General features: G+C 74.5%; 12 protein-coding genes. 3 read left to right on the top strand and 9 right to left on the bottom strand.

The window, feature by feature from the left end; translation table 11 throughout:
• Positions 1-107: 107 nt before the first annotated feature.
• From ACFV6I_RS29665 to ACFV6I_RS29645, 5 genes are all read right to left on the bottom strand, one after another.
• Positions 108-1,358, bottom strand: coding sequence for an MFS transporter (locus tag ACFV6I_RS29665; protein ID WP_380428606.1), 1,251 nt, complete (start codon positions 1,356-1,358; stop codon positions 108-110).
• A complete protein-coding gene (locus ACFV6I_RS29660) occupies positions 1,358-1,978 on the bottom strand; it encodes a GNAT family N-acetyltransferase (RefSeq protein WP_380428605.1) in 621 nt (206 codons plus the stop codon). Before ACFV6I_RS29660 ends, ACFV6I_RS29665 begins: the two co-directional genes overlap by 1 nt.
• On the bottom strand, positions 1,975-3,117 hold the full coding sequence (locus ACFV6I_RS29655; RefSeq protein WP_380428608.1) for a type III PLP-dependent enzyme: 1,143 nt from the start codon (positions 3,115-3,117) through the stop codon (positions 1,975-1,977). Before ACFV6I_RS29655 ends, ACFV6I_RS29660 begins: the two co-directional genes overlap by 4 nt.
• A gap of 150 nt (positions 3,118-3,267) precedes the next feature.
• Positions 3,268-4,644 carry a DUF6271 family protein gene (locus ACFV6I_RS29650; RefSeq protein ID WP_380428603.1) on the bottom strand — a complete coding sequence of 459 codons (1,377 nt, stop codon included), beginning with the start codon at positions 4,642-4,644 and terminating at the stop codon, positions 3,268-3,270.
• Positions 4,626-5,717: a phytanoyl-CoA dioxygenase family protein gene (locus ACFV6I_RS29645; protein ID WP_380428601.1), complete on the bottom strand. Its 1,092-nt coding sequence runs from the start codon at positions 5,715-5,717 to the stop codon at positions 4,626-4,628. The genes ACFV6I_RS29650 and ACFV6I_RS29645 overlap by 19 nt, the downstream gene beginning before the upstream one ends.
• Positions 5,718-6,170: 453 nt before the next feature.
• On the opposite strand from ACFV6I_RS29645, the gene ACFV6I_RS29640 reads away from it, so the two are divergent.
• Complete coding sequence (locus ACFV6I_RS29640) at positions 6,171-8,120, top strand: FUSC family protein (RefSeq protein ID WP_380428599.1); 1,950 nt, start codon at positions 6,171-6,173, stop codon at positions 8,118-8,120.
• Positions 8,121-8,210: 90 nt separating this feature from the next.
• Here ACFV6I_RS29640 and ACFV6I_RS29635 read toward each other — a convergent pair whose 3' ends face one another.
• Complete coding sequence (locus ACFV6I_RS29635) at positions 8,211-9,614, bottom strand: amidase (protein WP_380371846.1); 1,404 nt, start codon at positions 9,612-9,614, stop codon at positions 8,211-8,213.
• 240 nt (positions 9,615-9,854) lie between these two features.
• Between ACFV6I_RS29635 and ACFV6I_RS29630 the strand changes: the two genes are divergently transcribed.
• The gene (locus tag ACFV6I_RS29630) at positions 9,855-11,186 is read left to right on the top strand and encodes a cytochrome P450 (RefSeq protein ID WP_380428597.1); all 1,332 of its coding nucleotides are present in this window, start codon (positions 9,855-9,857) and stop codon (positions 11,184-11,186) included.
• Positions 11,187-11,239: 53 nt separating this feature from the next.
• Here the strand turns inward: ACFV6I_RS29630 and ACFV6I_RS29625 are convergent, their stop codons facing one another.
• The 3 genes from ACFV6I_RS29625 to ACFV6I_RS29615 form a co-directional block, all read right to left on the bottom strand.
• Positions 11,240-11,698, bottom strand: a complete 459-nt coding sequence (locus ACFV6I_RS29625; protein WP_380428595.1) for a hypothetical protein — start codon at positions 11,696-11,698, stop codon at positions 11,240-11,242.
• Between the two features lie 113 nt (positions 11,699-11,811).
• Positions 11,812-12,393 (bottom strand): DUF421 domain-containing protein, encoded by a 582-nt coding sequence (locus ACFV6I_RS29620; protein WP_063350392.1) that lies wholly within the window; start codon positions 12,391-12,393, stop codon positions 11,812-11,814.
• A gap of 119 nt (positions 12,394-12,512) precedes the next feature.
• Entirely contained in the window at positions 12,513-13,307 is a 795-nt protein-coding gene (locus ACFV6I_RS29615; RefSeq protein WP_380428594.1) for a LysR family substrate-binding domain-containing protein, read from the bottom strand.
• 58 nt (positions 13,308-13,365) lie between these two features.
• Between ACFV6I_RS29615 and ACFV6I_RS29610 the strand changes: the two genes are divergently transcribed.
• Positions 13,366-13,594: DUF5997 family protein (locus ACFV6I_RS29610; RefSeq protein ID WP_380428592.1), on the top strand; the 229-nt coding region annotated here is incomplete at its 3' end.

Raw genomic sequence — 13,594 nt, 5'->3', positions numbered from 1 at the left:
GGGGTCCCCGGCACACCACCCGGCACCCCGCGCCCCCCGGACCGCGGCCCCCCCGCCCCCGCGCGCGGGGGGGGGGGGGGGGGCCCGGGCGAGGTCTGCGGGGGGAGCTAGCCGGCGTCCGGGGCGAGTCGGCCGTCGAGGGGCTCGGGGTGGGGCTCCGGGGCGGGCCAGCCGATCCGGGTGGCGCAGAGCGAGACGACCGCGGCGGAGACGGCGACGGCGGCCATGCCCCACACCAGGCTGGTGGCGTCGGCGATGAAGCCGATCACGGCGGGCCCGGCGAGCAGCCCGGTGGTGCCCATCGCGGCGACCAGGGAGAGCGCGTCCGAGCCCTGGCGGGCCGCGGCGACGTAGACGCACGGGGTGACCGCCGCGACGCCGAGGCCGACGCAGGCGAAGCCGATCAGGGTCGGCACGACGCCGCCGACGAGCAGGGCGAGGGCCAGTCCGGCGCCGGCCAGCAGGCTGCCGGTCCGCACGATCCGGCCGTCGCCGAAGCGGGTGCGCCAGCCGTCCGCGAAGATCCGGGCGAGCACCATCATCACCGAGACGACGGCGATGCCCAGCGGGGCGAGCCCGGCACCGGCGTTCACGACGTCCTTGAGGTAGAGCGCGGACCAGTCGTTCATGGCGCCCTCGGTGACGGTGCCGAACACCATCGCCAGGCCCATCCAGAGGGTCGCCGCGGCCGGGAGGGCGAAGCGGCGGCGGTCCTTCTTCGCGGCCGACGCCTGCTCCTGGTCCGGTTGCTCCTGGTCCGGCCCGTCCTGCGCCGCGGCCGGCGCGTCGTCCGTGAGCAGACCGGGCCGGGCGACCACGACCAGCACCGCGAGCAGCGCGGCGGCGAGCCCGAAGTGCACGGCGAGCGTGCCGGTGAAGGCGGTGACGCCGGAGGCGAGCAGCGCGGCGAGCAGCGAGCCGGCGCTGAAGGTGGCGTGCAGGCGGGACATGGTGGTCCGCGCGTAGCGGGCTTCCAGCGCCGCGCCCTGGGCGTTCATCGCGACGTTCAGGCAGCCCACGGCGACGCCGTCGCAGAACAGCACCAGCAGGGTGAGCGGGTAGTCGGGCACCACGGACAGGGCGACCAGGACGACGCCGAGGGCGAGCGCGGAGAGCACGGACAGCAGGCGGGAGCCGAACCGCCGCATCAGCACCGCGACCAGCGGGAAGGACACCGCCGCGCCGACCCCGCAGGTCATCAGCAGCAGGCCGATCTGGGCCTCGCCGAGGTCGAGCCGGGCCTTCAGCGCGGGGATCCGGGAGACCCAGGTCGCGTACTGGAATCCGAGCAGGAAGAACAGTGCGGCGATGGCCAGTTGGGACCGGCGGAAGTCGTCGCGAACGGGGGACATGTGCATCAGCCCACTTCGGCTCTGGGTGGGAACCCGAGGGACGGGTCGGTGGAGGGGGACAACGACTGCACGACGGCAGCGACGGCGGTCGGGGCCGGGACGGCGACGGCGATGGTGGCCGGGGCGGCGGCCGGGCTCAGCAGCATCGCCATGTAGAGCGCCTCGGGGCCGTAGCTCCCGGGCAGTCCGATCTCGGGGCGGGCGCGGTAGCCCAGCGGGGCCCACACCACCTGCGAGCCGCGGACGGCGACCAGGGACATGGTGCGGTAGCCGCGGGCCCGGGCGGTCTCCTCCAGGCCGCGCAGCATCCGGTGGGCCAGGCCGCGGCCGCGCAGGTCCTCGGCGACGACCAGGTCGTGGAGGTGCATGTTGGTCGCGCGGACGCCGCCGGCCTCGGCCCGGCTGAGGTCGGGGCACTGGAACAGCGGGTAGGGCAGGGCCAGCAGGTAGCCGCCGAGGCCGCCGGCGTGCTCCAGGACGAAGCAGGTGTCGGGCGAGGCGCGGTGGCGGGAGCGCAGCGCCTCGCGGCCTTCGGACAGGCCGCTGGCGGCGTAGGCGCGCTCCTCCAGCGCGACGACGCCGTCCCAGTCCTCCTCCTGGAGCAGCCGGATGCTCAGGTCGGTCATCTGCCGCTGTCTCCGTCCGGGCCGCCGGCTCCGCCGATGCAGGTGTAGGGCAGCGGCTCGAAGCCGTTGAACCCCTGGGTGGTGTAGGCGGTGGCGTAGGCGCCGCAGGAGTGGATCCAGACCGGTTCGCCGGAGGCGATCGCGCGCGGGACGCGGACCAGGCCGTCCTCCTGGGCGTACGCGTCGTCGCTGTCGCAGGTCGGGCCGGCGACGACGGCGTTGACGAACTGGCCGCCGGGGTGGGTGGGGAATTCGAGCCGGTACTGGAGCTCGTCCATCTCGTACAGGCCGTTGAACTTGCCGCAGCTCAGGAAGAGCCAGTCCTCGCGGGTGCCGTCGAGCTGGTGCCGGGAGGAGAGCCGGGCGACGTGGGCGCGGATCGCGCCGTGGTCGGCGACGAGGTGCCGGCCGGGTTCCAGCAGGAACTCCAGCGGCGCGGCGTTGACGGTGCGCAGCCGGTCCATGCCCTCGCGGATGACCGCGAACATCTTGTCCAGCGGCGGGTCGAGCGGGCGGCCGTGCCGGTCCAGGACGCCGAGGGCGGGCAGGCCGCCGCCGAGGTTGATCCGCTGCGGGGTGATGCCGCGCCAGTTGAGCGCCTCCAGGACGGCGGCGAGCGAGTCCACGGCGGCGCCCCAGGCTTCGGCGGTCATCTGCTGGGAGCCGACGTGCACGGAGAGTCCGGACGGGGTGAGGCCGGCCGAGCGGGCGGCGTCCAGGACGCGCAGGGCGTCCTCGGGCGAGCAGCCGAACTTGCGGCTCAGGCCCCACAGGGCGCCGTCGCCCGAGGTGGCGACCCGGCAGAACACCCGGGAGCCGGGGGCGTGTTCGGCGATGGCGGCGACGTCCTCCAGGCTGTCGGTGGCGAAGTCGCGCACGCCCAGCCGGTAGGCCTCGGCGATGTTGCGGTCGGACTTGATGGTGTTGCCGTAGTGGATGCGGTCGGGGCTCACCCCGGTGCGCAGGGCCTGGGCGATCTCCTGGGGGCTGGCCGCGTCGAAGCCGGAGCCGAGGGTGGCGAGGCGGCTGAGCACCTCGTCCACCGGGCAGGCCTTCATGGCGAACCGGACGGTGACGTCGGGAAGTTCGCCGATCAGGTCGGTGTACTGGCGCTCGATGCCGTCGAGGTCGTAGATGATCCGGTCGTCGGTGGCGGCGGCGAGGGCGGCGCGGAGCGCCGTCCGGTCGTGCGCGGCCGGGTCGGGCGCGACGCCGGTGTGGGCGGTGGTGTGGTGCGCCGGGGCGCGGTGGGCGATGGTCTGACGTATCACGAATGGCTCCCGGTGCGGCTACCGCGGCAGCCGGTCGGCGGGCGTGGCCTTGCTCGCCCGCATGAGCGGACCCCACGCGTCGATCAGCAGCGCGAAGTCCTCGATGTCCGCCTGCGCTTCGTCGAGCAGACGCGCCCGCTGGGGCGCCAGGTGGTCGGCGAACTCGGCGTACTTACCGCCGAGTCGCCGGTAGCAGTGGTCCAGCGCGTCGAGCCGTCGGTGGTTCTCCGCGCGGTCCGTCGCGGCGCTGCGGCGGGCGGAGTCGGCGATGACGTCGGCGCGGATGTGGTGCGCCTCGTCGAGGAGGGCCCCGCGGGCCGCCTCCATCTCGGAGTAGACCGGGTAGAGGTAGAGCATGGAGAGCAGGAACTTGGCGTAGCGCAGCTGGTAGGCGGTGAAGCCCGCGCCGGTGCGACGTTCCGGGGTGTAGTAGTTGACGATGTGCCGGTTGTGGACGACGCCGGGCAGGGTGGCGTCGCGGACGAGGTGCAGCAGGAAGTAGTCGCTGCCGATGGTGGCGGTGGCGGGCGGCAGCGGGACGCGGTCGTAGACCTCGTGGTCGAGGGCGACGTTGCACATGTCGATCCGCCAGATGTCGGGCAGGTCGAGCACGGCGCGGTCGTGGCGGAACGGGTCGGTGCCGCCGCCGGTGAAGGAGTCGGCGACGAGTTCGCGGCGTTCCTGCTCGCTCGCGCCGGTGGGCGCCCAGAGCGCGACGACCTGGTGGTAGGCGTCCGGGTCGAGTTCGCGGATCTCGCCGATGTCGACGGAGAGTTCACCGATGAAGGAGCCGCCGACCAGGGCGACGGGCTTGTCGGCGTGCACCGGGTCGAGGGTGACCTCGGTGACGGCGGCGGCCGCGTCGGCCGCCTTGAGGCCGAGCGTGGCGAGCTCGCGCTCGATCGGGAACACCGCTTCGCCGTCGAGCAGTTGGTACGCGCTGTCGGAGTCGCGGCGGTGCACGGAGGCGCAGCCGAGCGCACCGGCGAGCAGGAACGCCCGGTTGGTGCAGGCGCCGTAGGAGACGGCGTCGGGGAGCATCAGGTCGAGCAGTTTGTCGCCGAGCGGCCCGTCGGGGCCGGCGGCGCCGGAGCGCTCGATCACGTCGCGCAGGAAGGCGCGTTGGGCGGCCTCGTCGAGGTGGTGGACGACCACCTCCCCAGCCTCGAAAGCGGCACCAGAGCCGACGCCGGACGCAGCGCCGGACCCGGCGGCGGGCAGCGCGGCGACGGCCTCGGCGTGCCGCCGGTAGGTGGCCGGATCGGCGGAGTCCAGGATCAGCAGGTGCACCCGGACGCCGAACCGCCGTGCGGCGTAAGCGGCTTCGGCGCCGATCGCCGCGATGGTGGCCGCGCACTCGCGGTTGGTGGGCAGGGTCAGGCAGACGGCGCGCATGCCGGCTCCCCCGTGGACTCGGCGGGCTGCGGGGCGGGCCGGTCGTCCGCGGACTCCGGGCCGTGCCAGGAGCGCAGGCCGAGCAACCGCTCGCCGAGTTCGGTGAGTTCGGCGGGCCCGTAGCGCAGCGACTCGTGGCGGGTCGCGTCGCCGACCAGGGTGCGGTTCCAGTCCGGGGTGGCGAGGGTGCGCCAGGACTCCACCCGGGAGCGGCGCAGCTGCGCGGCCTCCTCCAGCGCGGGCATCATCGACAGGTACTGCACGGCGCGGACGCCGTTCTCGGAGGTGTTGCGGGCGACGCCGTGGGCGAGCAGGCCGTTCCAGATCAGCAGGTCGCCGGCCTTCAACTCGGGCCGCACCACCGGGAACTCGGTGCGGTCGACGTCCGGGCGGATCGGGTCGCGGTCGGCGGCCTGGGCGGCCTGCCACTCGTTGAAACGGCGGAACAGCTCCGGGTTGCACTGGAAGCCGCCGTGGTCGGGCCGGGTGTCGTCGAGCGCGATGATGCCCTGGACGCGCTGGGGCAGCATGCCCTGGGTGGTGTCGACGTCCCAGTGCAGTTCGATGTCGAAGCCCCGGTCGGTGGGCTCGATCAGCGCGCGGTCGCGGTTGCGGATGTTCGGCGGGTTGAGGTTGAGCCGGTCGAGGGTGACCCAGAGCTCCTCGCAGTCCCAGACGTCGACGAAGGCGTCGTAGACCCGCCGGGCCTGTCTGCTGTCCCAGATCAGCTGGTGGTGGTAGGCCTCGACGAAGCCGTAGATGTGCAGTTCCCGGTCGAGTTCGTCGCGGTGGTCGCGTTCGCGGTACCAGTCCTCGGGGCGGTCGGGCGAGAGGCCCTGGAAGTCCCAGGCGAAGTCGAGCAGGCGCCGTGCGGCCTCGGCCGGGATGGCCTCCTTGACCACGATGTAGCCGTAGGTCTGCCAGAACGCGAAGTCCTCCTCGGAGAGCACCCGCAGCGGACGCTCCTTGCGGACTTCGCGCAGCGCCGTGCGCGCGAGGTAGCTCTCCCCGTCCTCGCTGAAGTAGGGGCGCGCCGAGGCGGCTCGGTGCAGATATCCGTCAGGGCTCGGCATGGGCAGTCACTCCATGGTTCGTAGTCGACGCAGCGCTTCCTGGACGCACAGTGCGGGCACGGCGAGCCGACGGCCCGTCACCGGCCGTGCGTGGAATTCAGTCCGCGGACCGCATGCCGTCCGCATGCGCTCCACCTCGCCCGGGCCCCGGCCGCGCAAGGTTTCGCCACGTCAGGGGGCCAACTCGCCGGTCCGGCAAGGCCCCTCACCCTGCCTCAGCCCTGGCCGAACCGCGCCCCTCATACGTTGGACTAGACCAACTAATGGTGTCAACCCTCGACGGCTGGTTACCAATAGGGAAATCCCTGCAGTTCAGATGGCCCCTTGGGGTTCGCTTTATGTTTCGGAGAGTGACATAAGCCGGAGTATGTTTCGAGAATTGACATACCCGGGCGTGAACCAAAACGAGTTCCCCAGCGTTGCGCCCCGTCCTTCGCGCCGTACGTTGGGCCTATGGCACACCGCCCCGCCGCCACCCGGCTCACCCCGCCGGGCTGGCTGACCGCGAGCCTGCGCCCCAAGGCCGCGCCGGTCCCCTGGGCCGCCGCCGCCCGGGCCTCGGTGGCGCTGGCCGCGCCGCTCGCGGTCGGCACGGCCACCGGCCGGCCCGGGTACGGCGCGCTGGTGTCGATGGGCGCGCTGTCCGGGGTCATCGGGGACACCGCGGACGCCTACCGGATGCGGGTGTTCAACATCGCCGTGCCGCAGCTGTTCGGCGCCCTCGGGGTCCTGCTCGGCACCCTGGTGTACGGTGCGGCCTGGACGGCCGTCGCCGTGCTGACCGCCGTCGCCCTGGTCTCCGGCATGATCTCCTCGATCGGCGCGGTCGCCTCGGTGTCCGGACTGCTCCTGCTGCTCAACGCGGTGGTCGGCGCCGGACTGCCGCTGCCCTCCCCCTGGTGGGCGCCGCCCGGACTGCTGCTGCTCGGCGGCCTGTTGGTGCTCGGCCTCACCCTGCTCGCCTGGCCGCTGCGCGGCGGCGCGCCGGAGCGCTCCGCCGTGGCCGGCACCTACCGGTCGGTCGCCGCCTTCCTGGAGGCCGCCGGCACCCCCGGAGCCGACGACGCGCGGCAGGCGCTCACCCAGTCGCTGAACCAGTCCTACGACCTGCTGCTCGCCCGCCGGGCCCGCCGGCACGGCCGCTCCCCCACCCTGGTCCGGCTGCTCGCCCAGCTCAACGCCGCCATCCCGGTGGTGGAGGCCGCCTCGGCGGCGCAGCTGCGCCCGCGCGAGTACGGTCCGCTGCCGCCCGCCTACCCGGCGGCGGTGCGCGAGCTGGCCGCGGCCGTCGAGCGGGGCCGCTCCGGATCGACCCCGCCGCCCGGACTGCCCGATCCGGCCGGGCCGTCCACCCGCGCCCTGGTCGCCGCGATCGGCCACGCCCGGGCCGTCGCGCACGAGCCCGCACCCGACCCGTACGCCGACGACGACCCGCTCGGCCGGCCCGCCGCGCTGCGGGTCCGCACCCGCCGGGCCGCCCACGCGCTGCTGCTGTCCGGCGCGTCCTGGCGGTACGGGCTGCGGCTGGCCCTGTGCATCGGCCTCGCCCAGATCCTGGTGTCGGTGATCGCGGTGCCCCGCTCGTACTGGGTGTCACTGACCGTCACCTTCGTGCTGAAGCCCGACTTCGGCTCGGTGTTCTCCCGGGCGGTGCTGCGCGCGCTCGGCACCGCCGCCGGGCTGCTGATCGCCATCCCGGTGCTGGCCGAGGTGCCGCACGGCTGGTGGGACGTGCCGGTGATGGCGGCGCTGGCGGCCCTGATCCCGGTGCTGTCGGCGAAGGGGTACGCGTTCCAGACCGCGGCGATCACCCCGGTGATCCTGCTGCTCTCCGACCTGCTCAACCACCGGGGCTTCCACCTGGTGCTGCCCCGGCTGTACGACTCTCTGATCGGCTGCGGCATCGCGCTGCTGGCCGGCTACCTGCTGTGGCCGGAGTCCTGGCACACCCGGATCGGGGAGCGGCTGGCCGACGCCGTCGCGGACTCCGCCGCGTACGTCTCGCTGGCCTTCACCACCGGGCCCGGGGCCGACCAGCCGGCCCGCGCCCGGTACCGGCGGCGGCTCTACCGGGACCTGTCCGCCGTGCGCAGCGAGTTCCAGCGGGCGCTCACCGAACCGCCGCCGGTCGGGGCCCGGGCCGAGGCCTGGTGGCCGCTGGTGATCGCGGTCGAGCGGATCGTGGACACCACGACCGCCACCCGGGTCCGGGTCGAGCACGGCGCTCCGGCGCCGTCCCCGGCCGAGGTCGACGCCGTCGTCCGGGAGCTGTCCGACCTGGCCGGGGCGCTGCGCAGCGGCGGGCCGCTGCCCGAGGCCGGGCCGGACGACCTCCGGCCCGACTGCGCGCTGGGCCGGCTGCACCGCGAGGTGCAGGCGGCGCGGGCGGTGGTGCCCGCCTGAGGGCCGGTCCGGCCGGGGCCGGCCGGTCCTGGAGCGGCCGCTCGGGCATCCGCCCCGTCGAAGGCCGGGCCAGTCCCGCCGAAGGCCCGGTCAGTCCTGGATCCGCCGCCAGGGCCGGTCCGCCTCCAGCTCGAAGGCCAGCTCCAGCAGCAGCCGCTCCTGCCCGTGCGCGGCCGAGAGGTGCACGCCGATCGGCAGCCCGCTCGGCGCGGCGCCGGTGGGCAGGGCGATGCCGGGGCCGCCGGTCACGTTGTTGACCGGGGTGAAGGCCACGTAGCGCTGGAGGCGCTCGATCAGCTCGTCGAAGGCCACGTTCGGGCTGAGGTGGCCGATCGGCGGGGCGGCGTGCGCGAGGACCGGCGAGAGGATCACGTCGTGGGTGCGGAAGAGGCCCGCGTACGCGGCTTCGGCGCCGCGCAGCCGGCGCAGCACGGCCGGGGTGTGCAGGAACTCCCGCTGGTAGAGCCGGCGCAGCCCGGTGGTCAGGCCGTCGAGCCGGTTGATCCGGAAGCTGCGGTCCAGCATCAGCCGGCCGCTGACCGCGATGGCGAAGGCGATGTAGCCCCAGTAGAGGACGAAGTCGCGGGAGAACTCCTCGCCGAACGGCAGGGTGGTCTCCTCCACGTGGTGGCCCAGTGCGGCCAGCCGGGCGGCGGTCTGCTCGACGGCGGTGCGGGTGGGCTCGTCGGTGCCGGCGAGCGGCGAGTCCACGACCAGTCCGATCCGCAGCCGGCGCCGCCCCGGGCCTTCGACCAGTCCGAGCGGGGGCAGCGCCGGGTTGCGGTGGTGGCGCTCGGCGGCGGCGTAGAAGGCGGCGGTGTCGCGGACGGAGCGGGTGAGCACGCCGTCGGTGACGAGGTCGATCGGCAGTTTGCCGCCCTGGGCGTTGGTGACCAGGCGGCCCCGGGTGGGCTTGAGTCCGACCAGTCCGCAGCAGGCGGCCGGGATGCGGATCGATCCGCCGCCGTCGTTGGCGTGCGCGATCGGCACCACTCCGGCGGCGACCAGCGCGGCCGAGCCGCCGGAGGAGGCGCCGGCCGAGTGCGAGGGCTTCCACGGGTTGCGCACCGGCTGGGCGGTGGCGAACTCGGTGGAGGCGTTGAGGCCGAACTCAGGCAGCCGGGTCTTGCCGAGGACGGCCAGGCCGGTGGCGAGGAACTGGTCGGTGAAGCGGGAGTTGCGCCGGGCCGGGCGGGCCTGGAAGGCCTCGCTGCCCATGCCGGTCGGCAGGCCGCGCAGGTCGACGTTGTCCTTGAGGAAGGTGGGGACGCCGTACAGCGGGCCGTCGGTGCCGTCCGGACCGAGCCGGGGCCGGTCGTAGGACGGGTGGGCGACGGGGGTGAGCGTCCGGTCGACCCGGGCGGCGCGGGCGGCGGCGGCCGCGGCCAGTTCGGCGGGGGCCACCTCGCCGGCGCGGACGAGGGCGGCCAGGGCCACGGCGTCGTGCGCGCCGAGGGCGTCGTCGGTGAACCCGTGGGCCCGCTCGTCGGTCATCCGAACTCCCCAATCCCTACTGACCGGTAGTCGCGCAAGAGTTCGCAGTGTAGGCGCGGGGCTGCGCCGAGGGATACCCCACCCCCGGCTCCCGCCGTCGGCCCCTGACGGCGCACGGGCGTTCGGCATGCGCCCCCGCGTTCACCCCACCCGCCGGTCGGAGATCGTTTCGCCGACGGCCCCGGGGAAAGGCCGGATCACGAACCGATCCGGTCCACCCCCCACCCCAAGGTGACGCCCGTGCCCACCCAGTACACCTCGGCCACCGCCCCCGGCGCCCTCCCCCTACTCGGCCACGTCCCCGCGTTCGTCCGCCGGCCGCTGGAGTTCGTCGCCGGCCTGCCCGCCCACGGCGACCTCGTCCGGCTGCGGCTCGGCCCGCTGGACGCGTACGTCGCCTGCCACCCCGAGCTGGTCCGCCAACTGCTCACCGAGGACCGCACCTACGACAAGGGCGGGCTCGTCCTCGACAAGGCCCGCGAGGTCTTCGGCGACGGCCTGGCCACCTGCCCGGCCGCCGCGCACCGGCGCCAACGCCGCATGCTGCAACCCGCGTTCCACCGCGACCGGCTGCCCGGCTACGCCGCGATGATGGCCGAGGAGATCGCCGGCACCACCGCCTCCTGGAGCGACGGCGACGTGGTCGACGTCCCCGCCGCGATGTACCGCCTCACCACCGCGGTGACCGCCCGCTGCCTGTTCGCCGCCCACGAGCGGGCCGGCTCGCTGCCCGTCCACGACAGCATGGACGTCATCACCCGCGGCGTCGGCCGGCGCGTCATGATGCCGCTGCCCGGCACCGACCGCATCCCCACCCCGGGCAACCGCCGCTTCCGCCGCGCCCAACAGGACCTGAAGGAGGTCACCCGGCGGCTGCTCGCCGACTACCGCGCCGCCGGCACCGACCACAACGACCTGCTGTCCACGCTGCTCAGCGCCCGCGACGAGGACGGGCGGGGGCTCACCGACGCCGAGATCCACGACCAGGTGGTCACCTTCCTGCTCGCCGGCATGGAGACCACCGCCGCCACCCTCTCCTGGGCCTGGACCCTGCTCGCCGCCCACCCGGCCATCCGCGACCGCCTGCACGCCGAGCTGGACACCGTGCTCGACGGCCGCCCCGCCCGCCACGAGGACCTGCCCGCCCTGCCGCTCACCGCCAGGGTGGTCACCGAGACGCTGCGGCTCTACCCGCCGGTGTGGATCCTCAGCCGCGTCGCCGCCGCCGACGCCGAACTCGGCGGCCACCGCGTCCCGGCCGGCGCGACCATCCTGTTCAGCCCGTACCTGCTGCACCGCCGCGCCGACGTCTTCGCCTGCCCCGCCCGCTTCGACCCCGACCGCTGGCTCACCATCACCCGCCCCTCCCCCGGCACCTACGCCCCCTTCGGCCTCGGCGCCCGCCGCTGCATCGGCGACGTGTTCGGCACCACCGAGGCCGCCCTCGCCATCGCCACCATCGCGGCCCGCTGGACCGTCACCCCCACCCCCGGCCGCCCGGTCCGCCCCGCCCGCAGCTCCTCGCTGTCCCCCCGCCCCTTCACGGCCACCCTCGCCCGCCGGGCCTGGTGACCGGGGCTCCCGCCCCGCGCCGGCGGCGGACGGGAGCCGCGCCTGACGATGCGTCACATGGTGCGCGGCGGGCGGGGGATGCCCTGCCAGCGGTAGAGCATGGACTCCCACGTGTAGGTGTAGGTGAAGGTGACGTCGAAGCTGGTGGTCCGCTCCAGGTGCGGCTGGCCGGGGGTCTCCGGGTCGAGCCAGGTGGTCGCGCCGTAGACGGACGCCCGCGGGTACACGCAGATCGTCCAACGGAACCAGCCCGAGGAGAGCTGGACGTCCTGGGACGGCACGTTGCCGCCCGGCGTGCTGAAGCTCCAGGCGTACGTGCCGGCGTCCAGGAACAGCCGCCGCTCGACGCACTGCTGCGCCGGCGTCACAGGGGCCGGCAGCGGCACCAACTGCCCGTAGCCCTGGAGGAATTCGCGTTCGGTCGCGGCGGATGCCGTCCCGGCCGTCGGCCCGGCCACCAGGGCGAGCAGGACGGCCGTCAGGGCCGGGATCCAGGAGAGTCTGCGCAGCATTCGATCCTCCGGCCGGACGGAGGCCCGGCGAGTGTGGACGGAAGTGGTCTACGCCAATCCTGCCGGGCCGGGTGCGGCCGTTCCCATCCCAGACCTCTGGGGTGGCCGCCGGGTCAGTCCTCGCCGCGCCGGTCGGCCGCCAGGGTGGTGAGCAGTCGCTCGATGGCCTCCAGCCGGCGGTGCAGGTCCTCGACGTCGCCGCGGGTGGCGCTCTGCTCGGCGGGCTTGAGGGTGATCACCAGCTGGCCGTCGGGCTCCAGCCGCCCGACCGCGACGTCGCGGATCGTGTCGCCGTTCTGGACGCGGACGGCGTGCTCGATCTCGGACGCGCGCAGCGCCAGCCCGCGCAGCGCGCCCGGGACGAGCTTGCCGTCGCGCACCACGGTGGTCGGGGTGCCCTCCAACAGCCGGGCGGCACGCGGGTCGTGGGCCAGCCAGCGGGTGACGGCGGCGTTCACCGCGATCAGGGTGACCGCACCGATGGCGCCGCCGAGCAGGCTGTTGTCATTGCCGATGATCGCGTTCTGCACCACGTTGGACAGCAGGAAGATGACCACCATGTCGAAGGTGTTCAGGCCCGCCAGCCCGCGCTTCCCCGCGATCCGGAACAGGATCAGGATCAGCGCGTAGACCGCGATCGTGCGGAGGATCTTCTCCACGATCGGAATCTGGACGATCACCAGGTCGTGCCACATGGCCCCGCTCCTTCAACCCCTCGGCCGGACGGGGCGGGCAGCGCCCGGGCCCGACGGTACGCGCCCCGCCGGGCCCCGGCCAGCACCCGGACGAACCCGGGTCCCCGGCCGGACAGGACCTACGAGCGGCGCTTCGGCTTGCCGCGCTTGGCCGCGGCCGCACCCCGGCCGCCCGCCGCGGGCTTCGGCCGGCCCTTCTGCTGGCCGGACTTCTGCTGGCCGGACTTCTGCTGGCCGCCCTTCTGCGGCTGGGACTTGCGCGGCGCCGCGGCCTTCTGGGGCTCGGCCGCCGGCTGGGCGCCGCGCCCGCGCGAGCTGTTGACCGTGCGGCCCCGGACGATGCCGATGAACTCCTCGACCAGCTCCGTCGTGCGGTCCTCCGGCCAGGCGAGCGCCACCTGGGACTGCGGCGCCTCGGCGACCGGCCGGAAGGTGAGGTCCTTGCGGTGGTGCAGCCGGGCCAGCGACTGCGGCACCAGCAGCACGCCGACGTTGGCCGCGACCAGCTCGATGGCGTCGGCGGTGCTGGCCGGGCGCTCGATCGCCGGGCGGCCGGGCAGCCCGCCCGGCCAGCCGAGGGTGTCGTCGAGCGGGTGGAACACCACCTCCTCGGCGAGGTCGCCGAGCGCGACCTCCTCGGCGGCCGCGAGCCAGTGGTCCTTGGGGAAGACCACGACGGTGGTCTCGGCGTAGAGCGGGATCGCGCTGAGCACGTCCCGGTCGACGGGCAGCCGGACGAGCCCGGCGTCCGCGGTGCCCTCGCGCAGCGTCCCCTCGCCGTCCCCGGCCGGGACGGCGAGAAGGTCGAGCCGCACGTCCGGGAGCCGCTCGGACCACACCCGGACCCATTTGCCGGGGGTCACGCCCGGGACGTACGCGAGCCGGAAGGACGGGTTCACCTGCATGTCTGTCACAGGGCAAGGCTACCGACCGTGACCGGGAGCGCCCGCGCACTCCCTTACCCTTGTCACCATGACATCGCTCAAGCAGAAGACCAGCCAGACCATGAAGCCGGCCACCGCCGCCAAGAAGCTGGGGATCTACCTCGACGCGGCGCCGACCGGCTTCCAGGAGGGTGTGGTCTCCCGCGAGGAGCTCAGCGCGCTTCAGGCCGACCCGCCGCAGTGGCTCCAGGAGCTGCGCCAGACCGGCCCGCACCCTCGCCGGGTGGTCGCCGCCAAGCTCGGCGTCTCCATCGCCG

Source organism: Kitasatospora sp. NPDC059803 (assembly GCF_042732255.1).
GTDB lineage: Bacteria > Actinomycetota > Actinomycetes > Streptomycetales > Streptomycetaceae > Kitasatospora.
The sequence above is the reverse complement of the archived record's forward strand: the minus strand, read 5'-3'. Positions and strand labels throughout refer to the sequence as shown.

What these genes read in the sequence shown, in the direction of transcription:
- ACFV6I_RS29625 (WP_380428595.1), bottom strand. Translation starts at nt 11,698, where the DNA reads ATGCTGCGCAGACTCTCCTGGATCCCGGCCCTGACGGCCGTCCTGCTC.
- ACFV6I_RS29645 (WP_380428601.1), bottom strand. Translation starts at nt 5,717, where the DNA reads ATGCCGAGCCCTGACGGATATCTGCACCGAGCCGCCTCGGCGCGCCCC.
- ACFV6I_RS29650 (WP_380428603.1), bottom strand. Translation starts at nt 4,644, where the DNA reads ATGCGCGCCGTCTGCCTGACCCTGCCCACCAACCGCGAGTGCGCGGCC.
- ACFV6I_RS29635 (WP_380371846.1), bottom strand. Translation starts at nt 9,614, where the DNA reads ATGACCGACGAGCGGGCCCACGGGTTCACCGACGACGCCCTCGGCGCG.
- ACFV6I_RS29640 (WP_380428599.1), top strand. Translation starts at nt 6,171, where the DNA reads ATGGCACACCGCCCCGCCGCCACCCGGCTCACCCCGCCGGGCTGGCTG.
- ACFV6I_RS29620 (WP_063350392.1), bottom strand. Translation starts at nt 12,393, where the DNA reads ATGTGGCACGACCTGGTGATCGTCCAGATTCCGATCGTGGAGAAGATC.
- ACFV6I_RS29660 (WP_380428605.1), bottom strand. Translation starts at nt 1,978, where the DNA reads ATGACCGACCTGAGCATCCGGCTGCTCCAGGAGGAGGACTGGGACGGC.
- ACFV6I_RS29665 (WP_380428606.1), bottom strand. Translation starts at nt 1,358, where the DNA reads ATGCACATGTCCCCCGTTCGCGACGACTTCCGCCGGTCCCAACTGGCC.